This is a genomic window from Fimbriimonadaceae bacterium (genome assembly GCA_023957775.1).
Classification (GTDB): domain Bacteria; phylum Armatimonadota; class Fimbriimonadia; order Fimbriimonadales; family Fimbriimonadaceae; genus JAMLGR01.
This window is the reverse complement of the sequence record JAMLGR010000007.1, coordinates 62,530-85,950: the sequence shown is the minus strand read 5'-3', so window position 1 is coordinate 85,950 and position 23,421 is coordinate 62,530. Positions and strand designations below refer to the sequence as shown.

The following is a 23,421-nucleotide window of genomic DNA, read 5'->3' as shown; positions in this document are numbered from 1 at the left end:
GCGATCGATCAGCTGATCGAGAACTACAGGGCTGCTTCCCTTTCGGAACCCGAAGTGGCGTTGCTCGCTTACGCCGAGAAGCTCACGGCCGCCCCGGCCTCGGTGGGACAGCGGGACGTGGACGCGCTGCGCGCGGCGGGATGGAGCGACCGCGCCATCTCGGACACGATCCAGGTGGTCGCCTACTTCAACTACATCAACCGTGTGGCCGAGGGGGTCGGAGTCGACCTCGAACCCGAGATGAGACCACGCCCCTAATCCACGGTGGGAAGCGCGCGGAGCATCGCGACATACGACTCCGGCAGTCCGTGCGCCACGGCTCCGTCGATCAAATGGGCGAGGTACGCGCGGTTGGGCAATCCCGGATCGGGTTCCGCCTTCGCGAGATAGACGGCGGCGAGACGGGGTCCCTCGTCGGTCTCCACCTCGACGCGTCTTCGTTCGTAGGCGTTGCGCTCCCGGCCCGCCCGATACCCTTCGATGCGGTCGAGGGAATTGACATGGTCGGCTGGCACGTCCCAAAGCACCCCCCAGGCGGTCGAGCCCGGGTCCTTCACCAGATCCGCAACGGCGCAACCGCGCGCCTTCGAAAATCGGGTGAAGGAGAGCCGCCGTCCCGGCCATCGCGCAATACCGAGGAACACCGATCCGGGGCAGCGCTCATGCATTTGGACGGGGTCCATGTTCGAGCCATACGCGAAGTACACCACGATGCCACCAGCGTATCACTCCTAGGGCTTCCGTGCCCACAAGCGCGCCGTATGGCGTCCGTCGGCGCGCCACCCTTCGCTGAATCGAAGCACCTCGAGACCCGGCAAAAGGGTCGGCAGCTCGCCCTTGGCGAGCACGAACGCCTCGGTGCGAGGCTTTCCAAACCGCTTTCGATGCTCCTCGGTGAACGTCTCCACCACCACGCTGCCGCCAGGTCGAATCTGAGCCGCAGCCCATCTCAACAACGGTCGGTGAAGGTAGGAGAAGCTCGTGATCAGATCTGCCGCGAGATCCATCTCGAAAGCCGGGCTCTCGAGATCGACGCACACCCAGTCGATTCCCTGCACCCCGAGCGTTCGACGCTCCAGATCCCGCCCCTTGGCAAGGGCGTCCTCCAGGCGGTCGAGCGCCGTCACCCGCCATCCCGCAGCCGCGAGCGCGACCGCTTCGCGCCCCGACCCGCAGCCGAGGTCGAAAGCAAGTCCCGGCGCACCAAGTTCGGGCAACACCTCCTCGAGGAACGCGTTGGGGCTCCACAGTCGACCCGACTCCGCAGGCCCGTGGGAGAACTCGTGCTCCAAAAACGCTCGGCGGCCCCCTCTTTGCAGCCATGCGACGGCCTCGTGCGCAGGGGTTCCGACAGTGGCCACCCGGATCTCGTCGCCCCGCGCGGGCAGTTCGTGGAGGCGGACCTCCAGTTCACCGGCAGGGATGTTCACGGCGCCGACGATGGGGTTCGCTTCGGCCAAGCCGGAGGGGCGAGGATCTAGCAAGCTGCGGAGCGGCGGCAGGCCCGTCACTTGGCGCATCTCGCTCGTCGGCGCCGGTGCGCCCATAATCGGTTGGGTGCCATGAGTTCTCGGTGGCGTCGATCCGACTTGCCGCGTTCTAGACACACGGTGCGATGAAACATCCGGTTGCGATCTTGGCAGGTTGTCTTCTGCTCGCGGGTGGGGCGGTGGTCTCACAGCGCTGGCCGGGCGAGGCTTCCGGCGGGCGCGGACTGGAAGTCTTGGAACTCCGCCGGGGCCAGGCGGCGGTCGCATGGACGGGCAGGGCTCGACTCCCGGAGGCGTTCGATTTCTACGGCGAGGGATCTCCCACGCTTCGAGTGGTTGACGAGGCGGGCCAAAAATACGTCGTCCACGGGGCGCAAATCCACCCGGGGGAAGTGCGGTTTCGGGTTTCCTCCGGCTACCCGCCTCCTTCCGGGCGCGCGAAACTGCAACTCGTCCAATTTGGCAAGATCGTTGCTTCGACGGACCTAGGGACTTTGCCCGACATGCGCGAGTCGTTCGCCGTGGTGCCGACCGCGGGCATTCGAGCGGTGGCCGAAGCAAGCTACATCGTGATCGAGTTCGACTCCGAGAAGGGTCCCAGCGATTCGATCTCGCTGCGCCCGATCCGGACCGAACACCGGCGATTTGGGACCGCGGATGGGTCCGAGATGACAAAGGTCCGTCCCGGCACCCTCCGAGCCGCGATCGCCACGCCCTATGCCGGCGATGCCAACCAGATCGAGGTCGAGATCCAAATCTTCCGGAACGACCCCGACGAGTTCACTTTCGACGGTGGGGTCTTGAGCGTGACGGGTGGCGTCGGCGCTTTGGGAGTGGTCCGGAGTTCCGAAGTGAGAAGCCGCCAGGGTCGGCTCGTGCGGATTCCACCGCAGTACAACACCGTTTCCTCGATTGGCTCGGTGGTTCTATCTCTCGAGGTTTTGGAAACAGCCATGGAGTGGAACTCCCCTCCCAGCACGGCGGCGGTGGTTTCGCCGAAGCCGACCGACCTGGGGCTGAGGCGGCTCTCGGCGGTGGTCCACTGGCCCTCGGATGCCGGCCCCATCCGGCCAAGGGGCGGTGGGGCCGGATTGCCGGGGCCGCAGTTCGAAACGCCGTTTGATCCAAATTCGATTCGGATTGGCCCCACGGGCCCGATACGCGTCGAGCTACCTCCGAATCGGCCCGACCGGAAAGAGACCAAGCGGTTTGCGATTCCCATCGAGCACCGAGACTGATCGAAGCCTTGTATCCTAGAAACATGGTCGTTGGAAACCGGTGGCTGGCGGGCGTTTGCCTCCTTCCGTTGCTCGGAGCCGTTTTGGCTCCCGAGCCGCAACAGAAGGTGGAGTTCGCCAAGGAGATCTTGCCGATCTTCAAGGCAAGCTGCTTCCAGTGCCACGGGCCCGATGCGCAGATGGGAGGCCTGAGACTCGACACTCCCGAGGGGCTCGCCAAGGGTGGCGCGAGCGGCCCCGTCGTGGTGCCGAAGAGTGCGGCGAAGAGTCTCCTCCTCCAACGCCTGCGCGGAGAGGGGGGCAAGACGCGGATGCCCATGGGGTTTGCCCCGCTCAAGGCGGAGCAGATCGCCCGCATCGCCCAGTGGATCGAAGAGGGCGCCGTGTGGAGCGGCGAAATCGCGAAGCACTGGGCTTTCGTGCCGCCGGTTCGCCCGGAGCCGCCTGCGTTGTCCAACCTTTGGATCCGCGGACCGATCGACCGATTCGTCCTCGCGAAGATGAACGAACACGGACTTCGGCCCGCACCCCCGGCGGACCCCGAGACCCTGCTGCGCCGCGTAAGCCTCGACCTCACCGGCCTTCCGCCGACGCTCGAGGAGATGGACGCGTTCCTCGCGGACCCCAGCGACCAAGCCTACGAGGCCGCGGTGGATCGGCTGCTTGCCTCCCCGCACTTCGGCGAACGGATGGCCATCGGCTGGCTGGACCTGGCGCGCTACGCCGACTCGAACGGCTACGAAAAGGACGCCCGTCGCTCCATGTGGCCCTACCGCGACTGGGTCATCGACGCGTTCAACCGCGACCTACCCTACGACGAGTTCACGATCGAGCAGCTGGCGGGCGATCTTCTGCCCAACGCCACCCTCGAAACCCGCATCGCAACCGGATTCCACCGCAACACGATGCTGAACGAGGAGGGGGGCGTCGACAAGGAGGAGCAGCGTTGGCTCACGCTCGTGGACCGCGTCGGCACCACCGGCAGCGTGTGGCTGGGCACCACCATCGGATGCGCCCAGTGCCACGACCACAAGTACGACCCGATCACGCAGAAGGAGTTCTATTCGATCCTCGCCTACTTCGACCGCGCGGACGAGCCCACGCTGGAGCTTCCGGACGCCGCCGTGGAGGCCAAACGCGCCGAATTGCGCCATGCCATTGCGGAGCTGGAGGCGACGAATCCAACCGAGGAGGCGGTGAAGAAGAAGCTTGAGGATCTGAAGAAACAACTCGCCGGCATCCATGGCCCGACGACCCTGGTGATGGCCGAAAAGGCCGCGCCGGTGCAGACGTTCATGCGGGTTCGAGGGCAGTTCCTTAGCAAGGGCGCGGAAGTGGAGCCCGGGGTCTTGGCCGTCCTGCAGCCGATACCCGCAACCGCGCCGCCGAACCGGCTCGGCCTGGCGGAGTGGATCGCCTCCGACAAGAACCCACTGACCGCCCGCGTCGAAGTCAACCGCCTGTGGGAGATGGTCTTCGGGCGAGGCATCGTCGAAACGAGCGAGAATTTTGGCACCCAGGGGACGCCGCCCACGCACCCCGAACTCCTGGACTGGCTCGCAACCGAGTTCATGCAGAGGGGGTGGTCGATCAAGGGTTTGCTCCGCGAGATCGTGACCTCGGCCACCTACCGCCAGGCGTCGGGCGTCTCCGCCCAAGACCACGAGAAGGACCCGGACAACCGATGGCTCGCGCGCGGCGCGCGATTCCGCGTCGATGCCGAGCTGGTGCGCGACATCGCCCTTTCCGCGTCGGGCCTGCTGAATCCCAAGATCGGAGGACCGAGCGTGTTCCCCGACCAGCCCGACGGCATCTGGGACAGCCCCTACAGCGGCGACCAGTGGAAAACCAGCGAGGGGCCTGACCGCTATCGGCGAGGCGTCTACACGTTTCTGAAGCGCACCGCGCCCTTCCCCATGTTTCTTGCGTTCGACTCGACGAGCCGCGAATCGTGCACGGTCCGGCGCATCCGCACCAACACGCCGCTTCAGGCCCTCGCGACGCTCAACGACCCGTTCTTCATCGACGCCTCGAAGGCGCTCGCCAAGCGGATGTTGGCGGTTCCGGGGCTCCGGGAGAGGGTGGGGCTCGGTTTTCGCCTCGGCACCTCGCGCCGGCCTTCGGAGGCCGAGGTGGCGCGCCTGGTGCAGGTCGCGAGGGATCAAACCCAGTACTTCCAAAACCACCCGGACGAGGCGGCGAAGCTCGCCGATTCGCCCGAGCTGGCGGCTTGGACGATCGTGGGCAACGTGCTGCTCAACCTCGACGAGACGATGACCCGGAGCTAACCCCAAATCCTCCCTACGTTGGGAAGGAGTACTTCACTGTGGCGACGAAGTGAAAGGCTGGAGGTGCGGTCGTGTTTCAATGCCCGCAGTGTCGCAACACGTTGTCAGACAATATCGTGCGGTGCCAGTTCTGTGGAGCCGACGTCGCAAAGGTCGCGCGCCCTCCCGGCCCGGTCAAGGTTTCCAAGCCCTACCCCGGACCTGCCAAGTGGATCTGGCCTGCCTACTATGTTGTCTCGACCTACTGGGTTCTGAGCGGTGCGTTCGACGTTGTTCGCGCCCTTGGCGTTTTCGGTGCCCTGAAGGAGGTGGACGGGTTCATGGTCGTGATCGGCGGGCTCAACGTCGCAATCGGGTTGGGGCTCCTTTTCCGTATCGAGTTGGTACGGGGCATCATCAATGTCCTGTGTTGGCTGCAGATTGCCGTGGGAGTCTTAAGCGGCATCGGTGCACTCATCTCTGTCGCGATCTTCGGTCCGATCGGATTCCTGTACGTCGCTTTGAGCATCCTCGATATCGCCGCGGCAGGGCTGATGATCTACCTGGTTGGAGAAACGGACTAGCAGGGTGCCGGAACTCCCGGATATCCTCGCGTACAGGCACGCGCTGGCCTCCCGGATCGTGGGCCAGCCGATCGAACGGGCCCGCGCGTACAGCCCGTTCGTCGTCCGCTCGGTCGTGCCCCCTCTGGCCGCGGCTGAGAACCGGCGCGTGGAGGAGGTCGGCAGGCTCGGCAAGCGCTTGGTGCTGCACCTTGAGGGGGACCTCCACCTCGTCATCCATCTCATGATCGCGGGACGTCTGCGCTGGGGCCCCCGCAAAGAGGGTGCGCGGCCCATGGGGAAGATCGCGTTGGCGGCGTTCGACTTTCCCAACGGGACCCTCACACTCACCGAAGCCTCGCCCAAGAAGCGCGCGTCGATCCATCTCGTCGCGGGGAGAGAGGCGTTGCTCGAACACGACCGGGGAGGCTTGGACGTGCGGTCGGCCCCCTTGGACGCGTTCCGAGAAGCGCTGACCGCCGAGAACCGCACGCTGAAGCGCGCCTTGGCCAACCCTGCTCGCTTCGATGGCATCGGCAACGCCTACTCCGACGAGATCCTCCACGCGGCCCGGCTCTCGCCCGTGCGGCTGACCCGATCGCTCAAGCCGGAGGAGGTGGCTCGGCTCCACGCTGCGGCGCGGAGCGTGCTCGAACTGTGGATCGAACGCCTGTGCGCGAGGTTCGACACGAAGTTCCCCGGGCCCGGGGAGATCACGGCCTTTCGGCCCGAATTCGCAACTCACGGGAAGTTCGGGGAACCGTGTCCCGTGTGCGGCAAGCCGATCCAGCGCATCCGCTACGCGGAGAACGAGACCAACTACTGTGCGGTCTGCCAGAACGAGGGCCGCCTCCTGGCGGATCGCGCCCTGTCGCGTCTGCTCAAGGAGGATTGGCCGCGCACACTCGAAGAGTTGGAGGGCGAGTAGCACCGTATACTGTCCCTATGGATCGGGACGCCCTGCGCGAGATCACCCGCCGGCAGTTCTTTGGCAAGGTCGGTTACGGGGTCGGCACGTTCGCGCTTGCCAACCTGCTCGCGGAGTCCGGCTACGCCCAGGGCCCCGACAATCCGCTGGCGCCCCGCGCTCCCCATTTCGCTCCGAAAGCCAAGCACATCATCTTCCTGTTCATGGCGGGCGCCCCGTCGCAGATCGACCTGTTCGATCCCAAGCCGATGCTCGTGCAGCACAACGGAGAATCGGTTCCCGACGAGCTGATCCACGGCGAACGGTTCGCGTTCATCAAGGGCACGCCCAAACTCCTCGGCTCGCCCTACAAGTTCGAACCCCGCGGCCAGTCGGGCCAGATGATCTCCGAACTCCTGCCCCACCTCCACACGATCGCCGACGAGATCGCGATCGTCAGGTCGATGCAGACGGACCAGTTCAACCACGCTCCCGCGCAGCTGTTCATGAACACGGGCTTCCAACTTCCCGGGCGCCCGAGCATGGGTTCATGGCTCACCTACGGCCTCGGCAGCGAGAATCGGGACCTGCCTGGTTTTGTCGTTCTGATCTCGGGGCCCAACAACCCCGACGGCGGGAAGTCGTGCTGGGGAAGCGGCTTCCTCCCCACCACGTACCAGGGCGTCGAGTTTCGCTCGAAGGGCGACCCGGTGCTCTACGTGTCGAACCCGCCGGGCATCGACCCGATCACGCGGCGCCAGTCGCTGGACGCCCTGCGCGATCTCAACAAGCTGCGCCTCGACGCGGTCGGCGATCCCGAGATCGCCACGCGGATCGCCCAGTACGAGCTGGCGTACCGGATGCAGTCGAGCGTGCCGGAGCTGATGGACATCTCGAAGGAGAGTCCGGAGACGCACGCGGCCTACGGCACCGAGCCCGGCGCCGCTTCGTTCGCCAACAACTGCCTGCTGGCAAGGCGCCTGGTGGAGCGCGGGACGCGATTCGTGCAGCTCTATCACTGGGGCTGGGACAGCCACGGCACGAGCGAAGGCGACGACATCATGCACTCGCTGCCCCTGCGCTGCAAGCAGACCGACCAGGCGGCGGTCGCGCTGGTGAAGGACCTCAAACAGCGGGGACTGCTGGACGAGACGCTCGTGATCTGGAGCGGCGAGTTCGGGCGGACGCCCATGAACGAGGAGCGGGACGGCTCCAAGTTCCTCGGCCGCGACCATCACCCTCAGGCGTACTCGCTCTGGATGGCGGGAGGCGGCGTGAAGCCAGGCTTCACCCTGGGTTCGACCGACGAGCTGGGCTACAACGTTGTCGAGGATGCCGTGCACGTGCACGACCTGAACGCGACGATCCTCCACCTCATGGGGATCGACCACACGCGCCTGACGTACAAGTTCCAGGGCCGCGATTTCCGCCTCACGGACGTGCACGGCAACGTGGTGACGAAGCTTCTCGCCTAGCGGGTCGGGGCGCCGGCCGGGCCGACCCCCACGAACTCCACCCCGCTCTCCCCGCCGCGGAACACGATGAGCTGGTTGCCCACACGGAAGTAGAAGAAGCTCTCGGAGCCGCGGCCGGTCACACCTCCCTCGCCGACCTCTCCACACTTCTCCCGCGAACCCAGGAGCAACCCTGCGATCCGGGCGAGCCGGATCTTCGATCCCAAGGGGCCGAGGGCACGGGCGATCTCGGACTGCGCGTACGCGTAGAACAGTCCGGCACCCAGCGAGAGAAACCCGCTCGCCAGGGCGTTCAGGCCGACGGCGGCGTTGCCCGCGCCCGACGCCAAGGCTTTGGCGCCGCCGGCGATCGCGTCGCCGACCGCGACTCCCGGCACCTGCGCCGACTCCGCGGCCCCCTTCATCATCTCTTTGAGCTTGTCCAGTTGGGACTGCGACATCTTGTCCTGGTACTTGGCAAGCCACTGGGCAAACTTCTTCATGCACGGGTTTTCGACGGGTGCCGTGGGCTGCGGCGGTTGGGTCCCGGCGGCGGCCGCCTCCTGCTTCTGGCGCTCGGCCTCCTGCTGCAGCGCTCCCGCCTCGGCCGTGGCGGTGCTCCCGTCCCGCGCCGCGTCGTCCGCGTCGTCCTGGGCTTGGTCGCGCGCGTCGCGCGCGGCGCGTCCCCGCTGCTGCTCGTCCCGAATCTTCCGCTCAAGCTCGGCCTCGAGCCGCTTCTTTCGCTCCACCAGACCGCGCAACTGTTCCCAGAAGCGGTCCCAACCAGCCTGGTCGGTCGGCATCGAGCCGCGCAGCCGGTTTGCGTCGCCGGACAGGCCCGATCCTCCCTCCACCCCGTCCAGCAGATCTCCGACACCTTCGAGCTTGCCGGCGATGTCGTCCCACGCCTTCCCGATTTGCGCGTCGTTCGCGGCGGCCTCGTCCTTGTTGGCCTTGGCCTGCTGAGCCTCCTCGTTGCGCTTCTTGAGCTTGGCGCACTCCTCTTCCTTCGCTTTGATCTTCGCGTCAAGGTCCGCGATCCGTTTGTTGGCCGCGCGCATCTGGCGGTTCGCGGCGCGCATCTGCTGCTGAAGGTTGGTCACCTGCTGTTCCTGGGGGCGCGGCAGGCCTGCACCTTCGTTCACCCATCCGAACCAAGCGGTACCGTCGCTGTGGAATCCGCTTCCGCCCGTGAACCCGGCGGCTTGATAGATCGCATTGATCTGGTTGAGAAGCTGATTGAGCTTGTTCCGCAGGTCGTCGCGTTGCTTCTCGGCGTCGGCCTTCTGCTGACGCAGCTCGGCCAACTCCTTGTCGCAATCGTCGGCCGCCTTCTTGGCGTCCTCGGCCGCCTTGTCCACGTTGCCGGCAACCACCGGACTCCCGCCCGTAAGCGCTTGATTGCGTTTGATCAGGTCCTCGATCGGTTGCCGATACTTGGCCTCCAAGCCGTCCAGCAGGTCCCGGTCGGCGGCTTGCAGTGCCTGCAACTCGGCCCAGTGCTCGCGCACCGAGCTCACGATCCGCTCGTACTCCTGCCGCTTCCGTTCGGCCTCGGCCCGCGCGCGATCCTCTCTGGCCTTCGCCTCCCGTGCCCGCCTGAGCGCGTCGGCGATCTCGGAACGCACGTTGGCGGCGATCGTCGGGCGCACGTGGACCGGGACCGTGGTCCGAGCGATCTGCCCCTCGGTCGAAACGACCTCGGCGGTGAGCTGCACGACCGCCGGCGCCTGCACGTCTGCGGTCCAGGAGTGCTCGAACGCGCCCTTTCCGTTGGCGATGTTCCGGACCGCCTCGCCGGGCCCGGTGCGGACTCCGTAGGAGACCGCGAGCGGCGAACCTTCTTGCGTGGCGATGGACAGGGTGACCGAGTCCCCCGGCGCCACGGATTCCGGCACCTTCTGGAAGGAGGCCGAAAAGGCGGGCTCGGCGGGCTCCTCCGGCACGCGGGTGGCTCGAACGGCGCGATCCACGATCTCTTCGGCCATGTTGAGACAGGTCACCCATCCGAAAAGGCTGGAGGGCGGAGGCGGTTCCACGGTGCCCCAGGCGAGCTTCCGAATCGAATCGTCCGGCGAACATCGCGCGAACTCGAGGGTCGCCTGGGCTTCCGAGGGCAGATTGTCTCGCAGGAACTCCCGAATGATGCGTAGGCTGATCGTTTGGAGGTCCACGTCGCCGCTCTGGTTGAGGCTCTCGACCGTCTTGGCGAGCGAGGCTCGCTGCGCGGGCGTGAACGTCACGCCGCCGAACTGCGAGAACAGTTGCTGCGCGCCCTGTTTCAGCGCCGCCGCACCTTCCATCGAGCCCAGGCTCGCGGCGAACACGCTGGTCTGGCCGGCGGCATCCTGCATGCCCGTCAGGATCGAGCGCGGATCCCCCAAGGATTGCCAGACCTGCGAGAACCGCCCGTCCAAGGGATCGAGCCCCCCGTGCATCGCCACCTGCGCCGCCGCCTGCTGGTATTGGAGGGGCGAAATGCCGCGTCCCAGGTGCTCGTTGATCTGCTCCAGGCTTGCGGCATCGGTGTGGATCCAGAAGGCCGCCTGGTTCCAGGGTCCAATGATGGCCGCGTCCTGAGTGAGGTTCACGAGGTTCGCCAGCACGGCGTCGTTGTTGGGTACGGCGCGGAAGACCGTTTCGGCGTTCGGTTGCTTCTTGCCCATGTCGAGGCAGGCAACCGGTATCTGGAGTTGGACCTCGCCGCTGCCTGGGACCGTGAAGTCGGTACCTCTGGTGGTGACCATCCGCTGGGTTTGGGGATCGCTCGGCACCAACACCTGGCCGGGCAACACCGTTCCCGAAACCGGGTCGTCGGTGTTGTTTCGGATGCGAAAGGAGACGTCGTTGAGATCGATCCCCGTCCGATCGACGGAGAGCGCGGGGGGTGTGGACTCGGTTTCGAAGGTCCCGTCCGGCGTCTCCAAACGCCAGCCCCCACCCCGGTAAGACCAGTTGCGCATGCTCCCGTCGGGCAGCCGGTAACCCGAGCCGTACACCGGCGTCTCGGCCAGCGGCTGCCGTTCGGGGAACCAGTAACGGGCGACCACGATGGGCCCACCCAACCCTTCGACGTTGAGGTCGAACGCCCGAAGGCCGTAGTCGCGCTCCTGGAAGGTGCCGGGAGGAAGCGACCGGCCCGGCACGGAGTAGCGCACGGGGTCGTTTGCGGCGCGGGCCGCGAGGTTCATCGCATGCGCCAGGCCGATCTTCGCCGTCGTGTTGTCGCCCAGCATTTGGCTGGCCTCGCTCCATCCCTGCGGCTGCACCTCGGAGACTCCGCGGAGCACGAAGTCGTGCAAGGAGCGCCCCATCTGCGGCAACGATTCGATCGTCTGTCTGTCGATGGCACTGGCGGCCGAAGAGCCGCGATCGCGGACCGTGAAGGTCACCCGGGTGCTTTCGGTCCGTTCAAGCCTCATGGAAACGCCGGGCGCGAGGTTTCCCGGATGGAACGTCGCGAGGATGAGAGCAAGCGCGAGCATGGGGCCAGTATAGGGAAGCCTCGCGCCGGTTGCAACATGGCGGCAAGTGCGCGCCCGCCGGGACGATGGGCCCATGTAAACTCGCGTCATGGCGCACTTGGAGTTCCCGATTCGCGGCGATCGGCTGTCCTTCTCCGTGAAGCTCCGGGAACGCGTGTTCGAACGCACCACCGAGTTCCAGAAGATCGAGATCGTGGACACCGAAGTGTTCGGACGCGTGCTTCTGCTGGACGGGCACATCCAGCTCACGGAGTTTGACGAGCGCGCCTACCACGAGGCGTTGGTGCAGGTGCCGCTGCTCTCACTCGCCGATCCCCGCTCCGCGCTGGTGATCGGTGGCGGGGACGGGGGCGTGGTGCGGGAGATCTGCCGACACGGCTCGATCGAGCGTGTGGACATGGTCGAGATCGACGAAGGAGTGATCGAGGCGTGCCGCGAGCACCTACCGTCGCTCCATGCCGGCGCGTTCGACGACCCTCGGGTCCACGTCCACATCGCAGACGCGTTCGAGTACGTGAAGCGTTGCGGACGGCGTTACGATCTCATCGTCGCAGACTCCACAGACGTCTACGAAGGCGAGGACGGGGCGTTGAGCGAGCGGCTCTTCACCGACACTTTCTTCGAAGATTGCCGGGAGGCCCTCGCCGAGGGAGGGCTGTTGGTGACCCAGGCGGACAACGTCGTGTTCTGCCCCTACTCCCTCGAGGAGATTCTCGCGATCTTCGGGCGCGTCTTCGCCAACTCCGGGTCGTACCTGGGCTTGGTTCCCTCGTTCGGCGGTTACTCCGGATTCGCGTGGGCGAGTGGAGGGGCATCGCCGTCTCCGACTTGGCCTGGAGGCCGGGGTTTGGATCTGAGGTACCTCGCGCCCGAGACGTGGGGGCTCGCCTTCGCCGGCGCCCGGTTCTCCTAGACGGGCGCGCTTCGACCCTGTACCCAGACCGAGTGGAGCGCGGGCGCCCCCAGATAGTAGGGAATCTCCTCGACGGCATCGAGATCCCAAACCACGGCGTCGGCCCGCTTGCCCGGATCCAGCGAGCCCACTTCCTTTGAAAGGCCCAACGCGTGGGCGGGGTTGATCGTGGCTGCGACGAGCGCCTCCCGGGCGGTGAGGCCCATGAACCGGCAAGCCAAACCCATGGAAAAGGGCATCGACGGACTGGGCGCCGAACCTGGGTTGAAGTCGGTCGCGAGCACGATGGGCAGTCCCGCGTCGGCCATCGCGCGCGCGTTGGGGTAGCGGTCGAGGCGCAACCCGAACACCGAAGCGGGAAGGAGCACCGGGAAGACGTGGGCGGCCGCCAGTGCCCGGATCCCCGAATCTCCCGTGTGCTCGAGGTGGTCCGCGGTACGCGCCCCCAATCGTGCCGCGAGCGCGGCCCCGCCGCCGTCTCGAAGCTGGTCGACGTGGAGCCGCAGGCTCATCCCATGGTGCCTGCAGGCCTCGGCCAAGCGCTCCGCATCCCGGGCGTCGAAATACCCCTCCTCGACGAACATGTCGGCCGCCTCCGCCAGGCCCTGGGTGCGCACCGCGGGGAGCATCTCCTCCAACACGTGGTCGAGGTAGGCCGTCCGGCGGCCCTCGAACTCTGGCGGAACCGCGTGGGCTCCCAGGAACGTTCGGCGAAGCCGCAACCCGGTGTGCTCCGCCAAGCGGCCCGCAACGCGCAGCATCTTAAACTCGCACTCCAAGTCGAGCCCGTACCCGGATTTGATCTCCGCGCACGTCGTGCCGGAGGCCATCATCCACCGGACGTGCCGGGCGCTCTGGCGGATGAGCTCCTCTTCGGATGCGTTCCTCACCGCCCGCATGGTCGAGCGGATGCCGCCTCCCTTCGCGGCGATCTCGGCATAGGTCGACCCGGTGCAAAGGGCCTCGAACTCGTGCGCGCGGTTGCCCGCGAACACGGCATGCGTGTGGGCGTCCACAAAGCCGGGCGTCACGAGGCGCCCCTCGAGTTCGACCGTGGCGTCTGCCGGCTCCAAGAGCGCTTCGATCTGATCGCGGGACCCCACCGCGGCGATGCGCCCTTCCCGGAAGAGCACCCCGCCGTCAGGGATCACCTCGACTTCGCCAAGCTCCGGGCCCGTCCGCGCTCGGGCGGGACCGCTCAATGTCGCGAGGGTGCCGCCCAGCAGCGCGGTCCGCGTCAGAGGCGTTTCCATGTCACTGCATCATCGGCACGCGCACTCCGTGTTCGCGCGCGAACTGCTGGGCCGATTCGTAGCCGGCATCGGCATGGCGCAAGATCCCCATTCCGGGATCGGTGGTCAGCACGCGTTCGAGCCGACGGTCCATGGCTTCGGTGCCGTCGGCGACGACCACCATGCCCGCGTGCTGCGAGTAGCCGATGCCCACCCCGCCGCCGTTGTGGATCGACACCCACGACGCGCCCGCCGCGGTGTTCACCAACGCGTTCAGCAGCGCCCAATCCGCAATGGCGTCGGAGCCGTCCTTCATCGCCTCCGTCTCGCGGTTGGGCGACGCGACGCTGCCGGTGTCGAGGTGATCGCGCCCGATCACGATCGGCGCCTTCAGCTCGCCTTTGCGCACCAGCTCGTTGATGGCCAAGCCGAACTTCGCACGCGCGCCGTACCCCAACCAGCAGATCCGGCACGGCAGACCCTGGAACCGAATCCGATCCCTGGCCAACTCGATCCAGCGCCGCAGCACCTGATCCTCGGGGAACAGCTCGAGCGCCAAGGCGTCGGTCCGTGCGATGTCCTCCGGATCGCCCGACAACGCAGCCCACCGAAACGGCCCTTTGCCGACGCAGAAGAGCGGCCGGATGTACTCGGGAACGAACCCCTTGATCTCGAACGCGTCCGATACGCCCACCTCCTGGGCGAACGCGCGGATGTTGTTTCCGTAATCGAAGGTGACCGCTCCGCGGCGTTTGAGCTCGAGCATCGCTTGGACGTGAACGCCCATCGACGCCTTCGCCCTCCGAATGTACGCCGCCGGGTCGGTGCGCCTCAGCTCCAGTGCTTCCGCCAGAGGCATTCCGTGCGGCACGTACCCCTCCAGGGGATCGTGCGCGCTCGTCTGGTCCGTCAGCACGTCTGGAACGACCCCGCGCCGCACCAGTTCGGGAAGGACGTCGGCGCAGTTGCCCACCAGCCCCACCGAGAGCGCCTCGCCCTTGGCCTGGGCTTCGGCCAGCACTTCGAGCGCCTCGTCGAGATCGCTTGCGACACGATCGCAGTAGCCGCTCTTCAAGCGCTTCTCGATGCGCAAAGCGTCCACGTCGATCCCCAGAAAGCATGCGCCGGCCATGGTGGCGGCCAAAGGCTGGGCGCCACCCATGCCTCCCATGCCGCCGCTCACGACGAGCTTGCCCTTCAGCGAACCGCCAAAGTGGGTGTTCGCGGCGGCCATGAAGGTCTCATAGGTGCCCTGCACGATGCCCTGGCTGCCGATGTAGATCCAAGAGCCGGCGGTCATCTGCCCGTACATGGTCAGACCGAGCTGTTCGAGCCGGTGGAACTCCTCGTAGTTGGACCACTTGCCCACGAGATTCGAATTGGCGATCAGGACTCGGGGCGCGTAAGGGTGCGTTTGGAAGACGCCCACGGGTTTGCCCGACTGGACGATGAGGGTCTCGTCGTCCTCGAGGGCGCGCAGGGACGCCACGATCGCGTCGAACGCTTCCCAGCTTCGAGCGGCACGGCCCGTTCCTCCGTACACGATCAGCTCCTCCGGCTTCTCCGCGACCTCGGGATCGAGGTTGTTCATCAGCATGCGGAGCGCCGCCTCTTGTTGCCAACCCTTGCACGAGAGTTCGGTTCCACGCGGCGCCCGGATCGCGGTGCGTGTGCTCATGGAGCGAGTTTACTGGTTGCCGGAAAGGTTGGGCGTGAAGTCCGTGTTTGGAGTCACCGCCCGGCAGTAAGCCGCCATCAGCCGCGCACAATCCTCCACGTCCGTCAGCGACAACAGTTCGCAGGGCGTGTGCATGTACCGCAAAGGCACGCCGAGGATGCCCACGGCCATGCCGCCCTGGTTGATCTGCATCGCGTTGCCGTCGGTGCCGGTGCCCCCGGGCGCCACGTCGACCTGGTAGGGGATCTTCTCGCGCGCGGCCGCATCCGCGACCATGCGGAAGACGACGGGGTTCGCGTTCGCTCCCCGCATCACCGAAGGCCCCTTGCCCAGATCGAGCGCCCCATAGCGCGTCTTGGTTACTCCGGGGTAGTCCACCGCGTGATTGACATCGACCGCGAGCCCCGATTGGGCCCCGATCTGGAACGCGGAGGTTCTCGCACCCCGCAACCCGATCTCCTCCTGCACGGTCGCGACGGCATAGACACCGACGCCCGGGTCCAAGCCGCCGTCCTCTTTCAGCAGCCGCAGGGCCTCCGCCACGATGAACGAGCCCATTTTGTTGTCGAAGCCCCGAGCGGTGGCGCGGTCTCCCAGCAGCGTCTGGAACTCATACTGGAACGTCGCCACGTCGCCAAGGGACACCAGCGACTCTGCCTCCTCGCGATCGGCCGCGCCGATGTCGATCCATAGGTCGAAGAGCTCGGGCTTCTTCTTGCGCTCCTCGGGATCCATGAGGTGGATCGCCTTGCGCCCGATGACGCCCGGCACCCGCTTCTTGCCGTGCACCCACACGCGCTGCCCGACGGGAATGACGCTGTCATGCCCCCCGATGCCCTGGAAGAAGAGGAACCCCTCGTCGCTGATGTAGTGCACGATGAAGCCGATCTCGTCCATGTGCCCGGCCAGCATGACCCTCATCTTCGCGTCGGGGTTCAGCACGGCGTGCACGCTTCCGTGCACATCGGTCGTCACCGAGTCGGCGAAGGGTCGCGTGTAGGTGCGGTAGACCTCCGCGGCCCGCTCTTCGTAGCCGGACGGCGAAGGGGTGTCGACGAGGGTCTTCAGAAACTCAAGGGATTCGGCACGCATACTCTAAGGTTGGCAGATTCCCGCCTCAGCGCCGGGCGCGGCCGCGGAGGTAGATCGCGACGGAGTTCAGCAGCAGGAGCGCCACCAGCAGCACGATGATCGCCGCAGCCGCGTTCTGGTGGAACGCCTCTTGCGGATAGCGCGACCAGGAGAAAACCTGGAGGGGCAGCACCACGTAGCTGTCCATCAGGTTGCGCGGAATGAAGTTCGCCGAAGCGGCGGCACCGACGACGATCAACGGGGCGGTCTCGCCGATCGCCCTGGAAATGGCTAGGATGACCCCCGTAAAAATACCGGGGGCGGCAGCGGGCAGCACTTGGCGCCGGATCGTCTGCCAGCGCGTCGCGCCCAGCGCGTAGGATCCCTCGCGATAGGCGCTGGGAACGGCACGCAGCGCCTCCTGGCTCACGATGATCACCATGGGGAGGATCAGCAGCGCCATGGTGAGCGCACCGGCGAGGATGCTGCGGCCCAGCATCATCCAGCGGACGAAGACGGCAAGCCCAAGCAAACCGTAGACGATCGAAGGCACACCCGCCAGGTTCGAGATGTTGACCTGGATGAACTCGGTAAGCCGCGTCTTCCGATCCTGGAACTCCTCCAAATAGACGGCGGCCGCGACCCCAATCGGAATCCCGATAAGGGCAGTGAGTCCCACGACCAGCGCGGTCCCGATCAGCGGGGACTTGATTCCGGCCCGCTCCGGTTTGTAGGAGGGGAAGCTCGTCAGGAACTCGGCGCTCAACCGTCCCGCACCGTCCCGCACGACTTTGACCAAGAGCGCCACGAGCGCGATGATCGCGATCAAGGTCGCCGTGAAGCACAGCGCGACAAACAGTTTCTCCTTGATGCGCCGCCGTTGGTTGAACCGGCGTTCGTGGAGTTCGACCATCATCAGTACGCGCTCCTGAATCGCCGCACGAGCCGGATGGCGAGGAGGTTCATCACCATGGTCATGGCAAAGAGGGTGATGCCGACCGCGAACACGGAGTTGTAGGCCGTGGAGCCTTGTCGGACATCGCCGCTCGTCACGCCGACGATGTAGGCGGTCATCGTCTGGACGCTGTCCGCGGGATTGAACGTCAACTGCGGTCGCGCGCCCGCGGCCAGGGTCACGGCCATCGTCTCGCCCACGGCGCGCGACAACGCGAGGATGAAGGACGCCATGATGCCCGAGAGGGCCGACGGCACCACGATCCGAAGGGTCGCTTCCAACTTCGTGGCGCCCAATCCGTGGGCGGCTTCTCGCAGCGCTTTCGGCACCGCCCCCAGCGCATCCTCGCACAAGGAGGTCACCAGCGGGAGCACCATGATGCCCACGACGATCGCGCCCGACGCGGCGTTGTAGACCTGCACCGAGGGGAACGCCTCACGCAAGAGCGGGGTGATAAAGAACAGCGCGAAGTACCCGTACACCACCGTGGGGATGCCCGCGAGGATTTCGAGAATGGGTTTGAGCACCCCCCTCACCCTTGGGTGTGCGTACTCGCTCAGGTAGATACCCACCATCAACCCCAAAGGGATGGCGATCGCCCCCGCCCCCACGGTGATCAGCAGGGTGCCCGTGATCAGGGGCAGCACCCCGAAGCTGCGGGGCTCGATCAGCGGGTTCCACTGGCTGCCGAAGAAGAACTCCGAAGGCGGCACCTCGCGAAAGAAGGTGATCGCCTGGCTGGCCAGCACGTAGAGGATGCCCAGCGTCGTGAGCACCGACACGGCGGCGCAAAGGAAGGCAACGAGCTTGATGCCCGCCTCTTTGGCGTGCTGAGGCCGGAACTTTCGAACGAAAGCTCCGGCCTGGGCGCCCGTTGCTTCGGGAGCCGTCGCCACGGTTAACCCGACAGTTTGGTCAGCTCGGGGACACGCCCGGTCGTCCCGGCGTCGACGTGCTCTTTCACCTTCGTGTAGAGAGCGTCAGGGAACGGGACGTAACCTGTCTGGCCGATGATGCCGCGTCCATCTCCGATCAGGTAGTCGACAAAGGCCTTGACCTCGGATCGCGCCAACGCGCTCTTCTTCACGTAGACGAACAGCGGACGCGAGAGGGGCGAGTACGTGCCGTCCGCGATCGTTGCCTCGGACGGGGCGACCGGGCCGCTTCCCGAGTCGACGGGGACCAGCTTGAGTCTGGCCTTGTTCTGCTCGTAGTACGCGTAGCCCACATAGCCCAGAGCGTTCTCATCGGTGGCCACGCCTTCGACGAGCTGGTTGTACTCGGGGCACTGCTGGAAATCGGGCCGCTGCTTCTTCTTCTGCTCCACGATCGCCTCGGTGAAGTACTCGAACGTGCCGTGTGCGGTCGACGGGCCGAAGAGGTGGATCGGCTTGTCGGGGAAGCCCGGCCGCACGTCGCTCCATTTCATAACCTTGCTGCCCGGTTCCCAAATGCGCTTGAGCTCCTCGGTCGTCAGCTTGTCGACCCACGTGTTCGCGGGATTGACGATGATCGAGAGCCCGTCGTAGGCGATCGGGACCTCGATGAACTCGATGCCGGCCTTGGCCGCGTCGGCGACCTCCTCATCCTCGATGGGCCGCGAGGCGTCGCAAATGTCCGTTTCGCCGCTGAGAAACTTCTTCATGCCGGCGCCCGTTCCCGAATCGCCCACGGTGATCCGAACGCCCGGGTGCTTGCCCATGAACTCCTCGGTCGCGGCGTTGGTGATGGGAAACACGGTCCCGCTGCCGTCGATGGCGATGCTGCCGCTCAAGGAAGCATTCGCGTTGGCGCCCGACACGGTGTCGGTGCCCGATTCGGTCTTGTCGCCGCCGCATCCGGCTGCGCCGAGGGCCAACAGGGCGCCCACCACCCAACCCATCCAAATTCGATTTCGCATACGAACTCCTCACACCTTGGGGGTGCAGAGCGAGACTACCGACCAATTGTTAACGGGTCGTTAATCTCCGCATAATGTCCCATGCGTCGCGAATGGAGTGCGTGGATCAAGAACCGCGATTGGGGTGCGTTCGAAGCCGAAGCGAAGCGGGATCCGAGCCAGATCCTCGCCGATACGGTCGCCGAGCTGGAGCGCGGTTTCGACACGAAGCCGGACCGGCGGGCGCTTCGCAAGGTGCTCTATCTGCTCTTGCAGGCCGGGATCGAGCCCTCTCCGATCGACCCGGTCGACGAAGAGGAGTCCCGCGACGCGTCGGACACGTTTGCGGCCGGCCTCTTGGCCAGCGCCGACGGCGAGGGTTGCTCGTGGGTGGTCTACGGCGAGCAGAGCGGCGACAAGGTCCTTTGGCTCGAAACGGTCCTCCACGCGACCGACGGCATCGTGGACGCGGCCGAACGGACGACGCCGGTCGAGGAGGCGGAGACGACCCTCGAGCGATACCGTCACACCCCGCGTCCTCCCATCGTCTGCGGTCCGGTGCCGCCCGAGTACGCGCTGAGCCGCATTGCCGGCGCCCTGGGGCGCCAGAAGGGACGGGCCCCCTCCGTGGTGGCGTACTGGGGCAAGATCCTGTCCCGTGCCGAGGAGGCCCCCCACCCGGCGGATTCGCTGGCCGCCGCAGACGCGACGGAGAAGCAACGGTTCCAACTGGCCCTGGAGGTGCTGCCCGCGCTCCCGTGGCGGCTCGAACTGGGGTCCGCGTCGCCGCTCTTGGTCCAGCTCTACGAGGACCGCGAAGCCAACAAGGACCGCGGCGAGAAGGAGACGCAAGCCGCGCGGGACGCGCTGGTCGCGGGCAGGAGGGCGGCGCTCTTCACCCAAGAGGTGGTCGCGGACCACGCCTTGCGGCTGCGCGATCTGGCTTGGATCACGCACACGCGCGCGCCCGAGGACGCTGCCGTCGTGCTGGCGACGGCGCTCGATCTCGAGGCCCGGGGGGCCGAGAGCGACTACGCCCGCGCCGTGATGGAGAAGACGCTCTACATGCTCTTCGAGTCCATCCGCGAGGCCCGCGAGCGGGAGCGGGCGGAAGCCAACGCCTAGTACGCGGTTTCCACGACCACCACGGCCGCGGCAAGGCCCCGCTCGTGGCTGATGCTGAGGTGGACGCGCGTGCCGTGCAGCGGGGTTGCGAACTTCAACAAGGGTCGCCCCGAGGCGTCGTGGATCACTTCGACGTCCTGCCACGTCAGGGAGAGGGCGATCGCCTTGGCCGCGGCCTCCTTGGCGGCCCATCGCCCGGCCACGCGGGCCGGCGTCAGCTCCGTCTCGCGCTCGCCGGGGGTGAGGATGCGCTCGAGGAACCTCGGGCGGCGCATCGCCCTCTCGATGCGCGCGACCTCCACGACATCGATGCCGAGCCCCTGGATCACGCGTTGGCCTGCTCGACCAGTTCGGCCAGGTCCACCAGGCGAAGGGTCTCCGATCCCACCTGTTTGAGGCTCGCGTCCAGCATGATCCTGCAGAACGGACATGCGACCGCGACCGTCTTCGCCCCGGTGGCCGCAAGTTCGCGCGCCCGTCGGTCGCCCGGCCTTCGTTCGACAGGCTCTTCCATCCACATGCGCCCTCCCCCCGCCCCGCAACACAGGGTTTTCCGGCCAAACCGGGCCGGCTCCAGAAGATGGCCGCGCCGGACGTCCCGCTGGACCGCGTCCTCCAAGAGGCCGGGCTGGTCGAGGTGGGTCTTCTGGCCGACGAGCGCCCGCGGCGCGTCCGCGTGGCCGTTCACCCGCGCCAGGTAGCAGGGATCGTGGTAGGTCACTCCCCCCTCGTCGGGGGTCGCCGCCTTCAACTTGCCTTCGGCGATCGCCTCGGCCAACACCTGGGTGTGGTGGAGCACTTCGTAGGCGCCTCCAAACGGTCCGTACTCGTTCCGCAGCGTGTTCATGCAGTGGGGACACGTTGTCACGATCTTCTTCACGCCGTAGCGGTCGAGCATCGCCACGTTCTGCTGGATCATCTCCTGGGCGAGGAACTCCTCACCCACCCGCCGCGCTGGGTCTCCGGTGCACTTCTCTTCCCTGCCCAGGCATGCGAAGCGGATGCCCGCCTTTTTGAGCAGTTTCGCCACGGCGCGTGTCGTCTTGACCGCCCCCGGGTCGGTGGCACCCGCGCACCCCACCCAAAACAGGACGTCGAAGGGCTCCCCGTCCCGCGCCAGGGGCACGTCCAGCCCCTTCATCCACTCCTCGCGCGTCTCGGCGCCCTGCCCCCACGCGTTGGAGGTGGAGCCCACCTGGCGCAGCATCGTGGCGGCCGAACCCGCGAGCTGGCCCTCGGCCACGAGGCTGCGCCTTGCATCGACGATCAGATCCACGTGGCGGATGCCGACCGGGCACGCCTCGACACAGGCAAAGCAGGTCGTGCAGTCCCACAGGGCCTCGGCGCCGACCGCCTCGACCACTCCCGTTCCGGAGGCCATCGCGCCGCGCAGATCCTGCACGACGCGCTTGGGGTTGAGGACCTTGCCGACCCCGTTCGCGGGGCACACGTCCGTACAACGACCGCACTCCATGCAGGCGTCGAGAGCCATCAGGTGCCACCGCGAGTAGTCCGCGGGCTCCGAAACGCCGATCTTCCCCGTCTTCTCGACCTCTTCCAGCGAGATGGGTTCGAGCCGGCCCCAAGGCCTCTGCGGCTGCCCGCCGAGGCTGAAGATCGCCATCACGATGTGCCGGATCCGCATCCTGGGAAGCACCGCGAAGAACACGAACACCCAGACCATGTGGAACCACCACACGCCCCGGTAGACGTCGGGAGAGACCAGGCTCAGCGGCAGGGAGAGCGCCCAGCCGATGGGTGCGGAGACGTCGAACGGCTGGGGGTTCGCGGCCATGCGGGCTGCCTCGAGCACGTAGCCGGTCGCTCCGACGACGAACAGGAGCGCCAGGGCCCAGAGGTCCGCGGGTTCGCACGTGATGGACGCGGGTTTGAAGCGCACGCGGCGCAGGAACGCCCACGCCACCCCGACGAGGAAGCCCAAACCCAGCACGTCGAGCGTGGCCTCGTAAACCAAGTAGTAGAGGCCCTGGTGGAACTTCCACGGCGAGTAGGTGTTGATGCCCAGCAACGTGGTTCCGATGAAGAGCGCCAGGAATCCGTAAAAGATCAGCAGGTGCATCGGCGCGCCGCTGGAGCGCCTCTGCTGGCGCACCTTGCGCTGTCCGAGCACGTACGTCCAGATCGAGGCGATCGGAGTGGGCTTCCAGCCGATGGGCCGCCCCGCCCGCCACAGCTTCGCCCTTTGCCAAATCTGGGCGAACATCACCGCGACGGAGAGCGCCGCCAACACGTAGAACAGCGCCTTCTCGGTACCGGAGAGAAACAGAAACTCTTGTCGCGTGGGGGTCACGAGGATTCCTTTTCGCCGATGCGGCGCCTCCATCCTACCAAGACCGGCTACCCAAACCGCGCGGCGACCTCAACCAGGGGGGCAACAAGCAACGCCTCCCGTTGGTCCGCGAGGAATCGGCACAGGCCCTCGTGCGCATCGGGGTCGAACTCGCTGTCCCGGAGCCCACCGAACACGAGCACCAGCCACGCGCGCTCTGTCCTCGCCATCTTGGCGAGGAGGATCAACGCCTCGGCATCCATCCCGTCGGCAAGCATCGAGCGGACGGCGTTCGGCGCCGTGTCGCCGACCGGGTTCAGCCCGTCGTGCGCACTTCGCGAGGCGGGAAAGCGATCGGTTGCGAGGGCGCACACCTGGTCGTTGAGTCGGAGAATCGACCGGCGCAAGATGGGAGGAACGACGGGGTTCAAGGTCTCCGTGAACCCGCGAACGGCCGGTTGCGCAAAGCTGTGGTTCGCTTCGGGAAACAGCTCTTCGAGCAACCGCTCCCCCTCCAGCACGTCCTCGAGCGCAAGCTCAGGCGACAGGTCCGGAAGCATCCCGTCGCGATCGGTCAGCCCCATCAAGCTGTGGTTTCCCACCTCGTGCCCGTTCTCCACGACCTTCATCCAGTCCAAAGGAAGCTTGACGAGGTTGGGCGGATACGCGTAGAACGTGCCCCGCAGCCCGTGCGCGTCCAACACCGGAACGACGTCGGAAAGGTGCTCCTCGAGGGTGCCGTCGTAGGTGAGGCTCACTCCTCCGCGCACCTTGCCCGGCCACACCCGTCCCGACCCCGACATGGCCCATTATAGTGGGCGCAATCAAGACACCACGTGTTTGCCGTCTGCGGTCCAACCGTTGCAAATGGGGA

General features: G+C 66.5%; 20 protein-coding genes. 8 read left to right on the top strand and 12 right to left on the bottom strand.

The features are described 5' to 3' along the window. Positions 1-15 precede the first annotated feature (15 nt). Positions 16-258 (top strand): hypothetical protein, encoded by a 243-nt coding sequence (locus M9921_07735; protein MCO5296732.1) that lies wholly within the window; start codon positions 16-18, stop codon positions 256-258. Here M9921_07735 and M9921_07730 read toward each other — a convergent pair. Together M9921_07730 and M9921_07725 are read right to left on the bottom strand one after the other, a co-directional pair. Then, positions 255-710, bottom strand: a complete 456-nt coding sequence (locus M9921_07730) for a gamma-glutamylcyclotransferase (protein ID MCO5296731.1) — start codon at positions 708-710, stop codon at positions 255-257. The two genes, M9921_07735 and M9921_07730, sit on opposite strands and share 4 nt — an antisense overlap. Before the next feature lie 21 nt (positions 711-731). Beyond that, on the bottom strand, positions 732-1,547 hold the full coding sequence (locus M9921_07725; GenBank protein MCO5296730.1) for a methyltransferase domain-containing protein: 816 nt from the start codon (positions 1,545-1,547) through the stop codon (positions 732-734). Between the two features lie 68 nt (positions 1,548-1,615). Between M9921_07725 and M9921_07720 the strand changes: the two genes are divergently transcribed. From M9921_07720 to M9921_07700, 5 genes are all read left to right on the top strand, one after another. Continuing rightward, the gene (locus tag M9921_07720; protein MCO5296729.1) at positions 1,616-2,728 is read left to right on the top strand and encodes a hypothetical protein; all 1,113 of its coding nucleotides are present in this window, start codon (positions 1,616-1,618) and stop codon (positions 2,726-2,728) included. Positions 2,729-2,751: 23 nt separating this feature from the next. After that, positions 2,752-5,016 (top strand): PSD1 and planctomycete cytochrome C domain-containing protein, encoded by a 2,265-nt coding sequence (locus M9921_07715; protein ID MCO5296728.1) that lies wholly within the window; start codon positions 2,752-2,754, stop codon positions 5,014-5,016. A gap of 116 nt (positions 5,017-5,132) precedes the next feature. Further along, positions 5,133-5,579 (top strand): hypothetical protein, encoded by a 447-nt coding sequence (locus tag M9921_07710; GenBank protein MCO5296727.1) that lies wholly within the window; start codon positions 5,133-5,135, stop codon positions 5,577-5,579. A 4-nt stretch (positions 5,580-5,583) separates the two neighbouring features. Further along, the gene (locus tag M9921_07705; protein MCO5296726.1) at positions 5,584-6,486 is read left to right on the top strand and encodes a hypothetical protein; all 903 of its coding nucleotides are present in this window, start codon (positions 5,584-5,586) and stop codon (positions 6,484-6,486) included. Between the two features lie 17 nt (positions 6,487-6,503). Further along, positions 6,504-7,940, top strand: coding sequence for a DUF1501 domain-containing protein (locus M9921_07700; GenBank protein MCO5296725.1), 1,437 nt, complete (start codon positions 6,504-6,506; stop codon positions 7,938-7,940). On the opposite strand, the gene M9921_07695 is transcribed toward M9921_07700, so the two are convergent. Further along, on the bottom strand, positions 7,937-11,404 hold the full coding sequence (locus tag M9921_07695; GenBank protein ID MCO5296724.1) for a hypothetical protein: 3,468 nt from the start codon (positions 11,402-11,404) through the stop codon (positions 7,937-7,939). The two genes, M9921_07700 and M9921_07695, sit on opposite strands and share 4 nt — an antisense overlap. 88 nt (positions 11,405-11,492) lie before the next feature. Here M9921_07695 and M9921_07690 point away from each other — a divergent pair, with 88 nt between their 5' ends. Continuing rightward, positions 11,493-12,317, top strand: coding sequence for a hypothetical protein (locus M9921_07690; GenBank protein MCO5296723.1), 825 nt, complete (start codon positions 11,493-11,495; stop codon positions 12,315-12,317). Here M9921_07690 and hutI read toward each other — a convergent pair. From hutI to M9921_07660, 6 genes are read right to left on the bottom strand one after another with little or no spacing between them, the layout of a single operon-like run. Beyond that, on the bottom strand, positions 12,314-13,570 hold the full coding sequence (hutI, locus tag M9921_07685; protein ID MCO5296722.1) for an imidazolonepropionase: 1,257 nt from the start codon (positions 13,568-13,570) through the stop codon (positions 12,314-12,316). The genes M9921_07690 and hutI overlap by 4 nt on opposite strands. A gap of 1 nt (position 13,571) precedes the next feature. After that, the gene (gene hutU / locus M9921_07680; GenBank protein ID MCO5296721.1) at positions 13,572-15,227 is read right to left on the bottom strand and encodes a urocanate hydratase; all 1,656 of its coding nucleotides are present in this window, start codon (positions 15,225-15,227) and stop codon (positions 13,572-13,574) included. A gap of 9 nt (positions 15,228-15,236) precedes the next feature. Then, positions 15,237-16,319 (bottom strand): M42 family metallopeptidase, encoded by a 1,083-nt coding sequence (locus M9921_07675; protein ID MCO5296720.1) that lies wholly within the window; start codon positions 16,317-16,319, stop codon positions 15,237-15,239. Between the two features lie 25 nt (positions 16,320-16,344). Then, a complete protein-coding gene (gene pstA / locus M9921_07670; protein ID MCO5296719.1) occupies positions 16,345-17,214 on the bottom strand; it encodes a phosphate ABC transporter permease PstA in 870 nt (289 codons plus the stop codon). Further along, complete coding sequence (gene pstC, locus M9921_07665) at positions 17,214-18,149, bottom strand: phosphate ABC transporter permease subunit PstC (GenBank protein ID MCO5296718.1); 936 nt, start codon at positions 18,147-18,149, stop codon at positions 17,214-17,216. The genes pstA and pstC overlap by 1 nt, the downstream gene beginning before the upstream one ends. Before the next feature lie 2 nt (positions 18,150-18,151). After that, a complete protein-coding gene (locus M9921_07660; GenBank protein ID MCO5296717.1) occupies positions 18,152-19,153 on the bottom strand; it encodes a PstS family phosphate ABC transporter substrate-binding protein in 1,002 nt (333 codons plus the stop codon). An 81-nt stretch (positions 19,154-19,234) separates the two neighbouring features. On the opposite strand from M9921_07660, the gene M9921_07655 reads away from it, so the two are divergent. Next, the gene (locus M9921_07655; GenBank protein ID MCO5296716.1) at positions 19,235-20,257 is read left to right on the top strand and encodes a hypothetical protein; all 1,023 of its coding nucleotides are present in this window, start codon (positions 19,235-19,237) and stop codon (positions 20,255-20,257) included. Here the strand turns inward: M9921_07655 and acpS are convergent. From acpS to M9921_07640, 3 genes are read right to left on the bottom strand one after another with little or no spacing between them, the layout of a single operon-like run. Further along, positions 20,254-20,586, bottom strand: a complete 333-nt coding sequence (gene acpS / locus M9921_07650) for a holo-ACP synthase (protein ID MCO5296715.1) — start codon at positions 20,584-20,586, stop codon at positions 20,254-20,256. The genes M9921_07655 and acpS overlap by 4 nt on opposite strands. Then, a complete protein-coding gene (locus M9921_07645; protein MCO5296714.1) occupies positions 20,583-22,568 on the bottom strand; it encodes a heterodisulfide reductase-related iron-sulfur binding cluster in 1,986 nt (661 codons plus the stop codon). The genes acpS and M9921_07645 overlap by 4 nt, the downstream gene beginning before the upstream one ends. Positions 22,569-22,615: 47 nt before the next feature. Further along, positions 22,616-23,350, bottom strand: coding sequence for a polysaccharide deacetylase family protein (locus tag M9921_07640; protein MCO5296713.1), 735 nt, complete (start codon positions 23,348-23,350; stop codon positions 22,616-22,618). Positions 23,351-23,421: the final 71 nt, after the last annotated feature.

Excerpts from the sequence above, each read along its gene's own strand:
- M9921_07725 (MCO5296730.1), bottom strand. The coding sequence starts at position 1,547 with ATGGGCGCACCGGCGCCGACGAGCGAGATGCGCCAAGTGACGGGCCTG.
- M9921_07720 (MCO5296729.1), top strand. The coding sequence starts at position 1,616 with ATGAAACATCCGGTTGCGATCTTGGCAGGTTGTCTTCTGCTCGCGGGT.
- M9921_07715 (MCO5296728.1), top strand. The coding sequence starts at position 2,752 with ATGGTCGTTGGAAACCGGTGGCTGGCGGGCGTTTGCCTCCTTCCGTTG.
- M9921_07700 (MCO5296725.1), top strand. The coding sequence starts at position 6,504 with ATGGATCGGGACGCCCTGCGCGAGATCACCCGCCGGCAGTTCTTTGGC.
- M9921_07695 (MCO5296724.1), bottom strand. The coding sequence starts at position 11,404 with ATGCTCGCGCTTGCTCTCATCCTCGCGACGTTCCATCCGGGAAACCTC.
- M9921_07690 (MCO5296723.1), top strand. The coding sequence starts at position 11,493 with ATGGCGCACTTGGAGTTCCCGATTCGCGGCGATCGGCTGTCCTTCTCC.
- hutI (MCO5296722.1), bottom strand. The coding sequence starts at position 13,570 with ATGGAAACGCCTCTGACGCGGACCGCGCTGCTGGGCGGCACCCTCGCG.
- hutU (MCO5296721.1), bottom strand. The coding sequence starts at position 15,227 with ATGAGCACACGCACCGCGATCCGGGCGCCGCGTGGAACCGAACTCTCG.
- M9921_07675 (MCO5296720.1), bottom strand. The coding sequence starts at position 16,319 with ATGCGTGCCGAATCCCTTGAGTTTCTGAAGACCCTCGTCGACACCCCT.
- pstA (MCO5296719.1), bottom strand. The coding sequence starts at position 17,214 with ATGATGGTCGAACTCCACGAACGCCGGTTCAACCAACGGCGGCGCATC.
- M9921_07660 (MCO5296717.1), bottom strand. The coding sequence starts at position 19,153 with ATGCGAAATCGAATTTGGATGGGTTGGGTGGTGGGCGCCCTGTTGGCC.
- M9921_07655 (MCO5296716.1), top strand. The coding sequence starts at position 19,235 with ATGCGTCGCGAATGGAGTGCGTGGATCAAGAACCGCGATTGGGGTGCG.
- M9921_07640 (MCO5296713.1), bottom strand. The coding sequence starts at position 23,350 with ATGTCGGGGTCGGGACGGGTGTGGCCGGGCAAGGTGCGCGGAGGAGTG.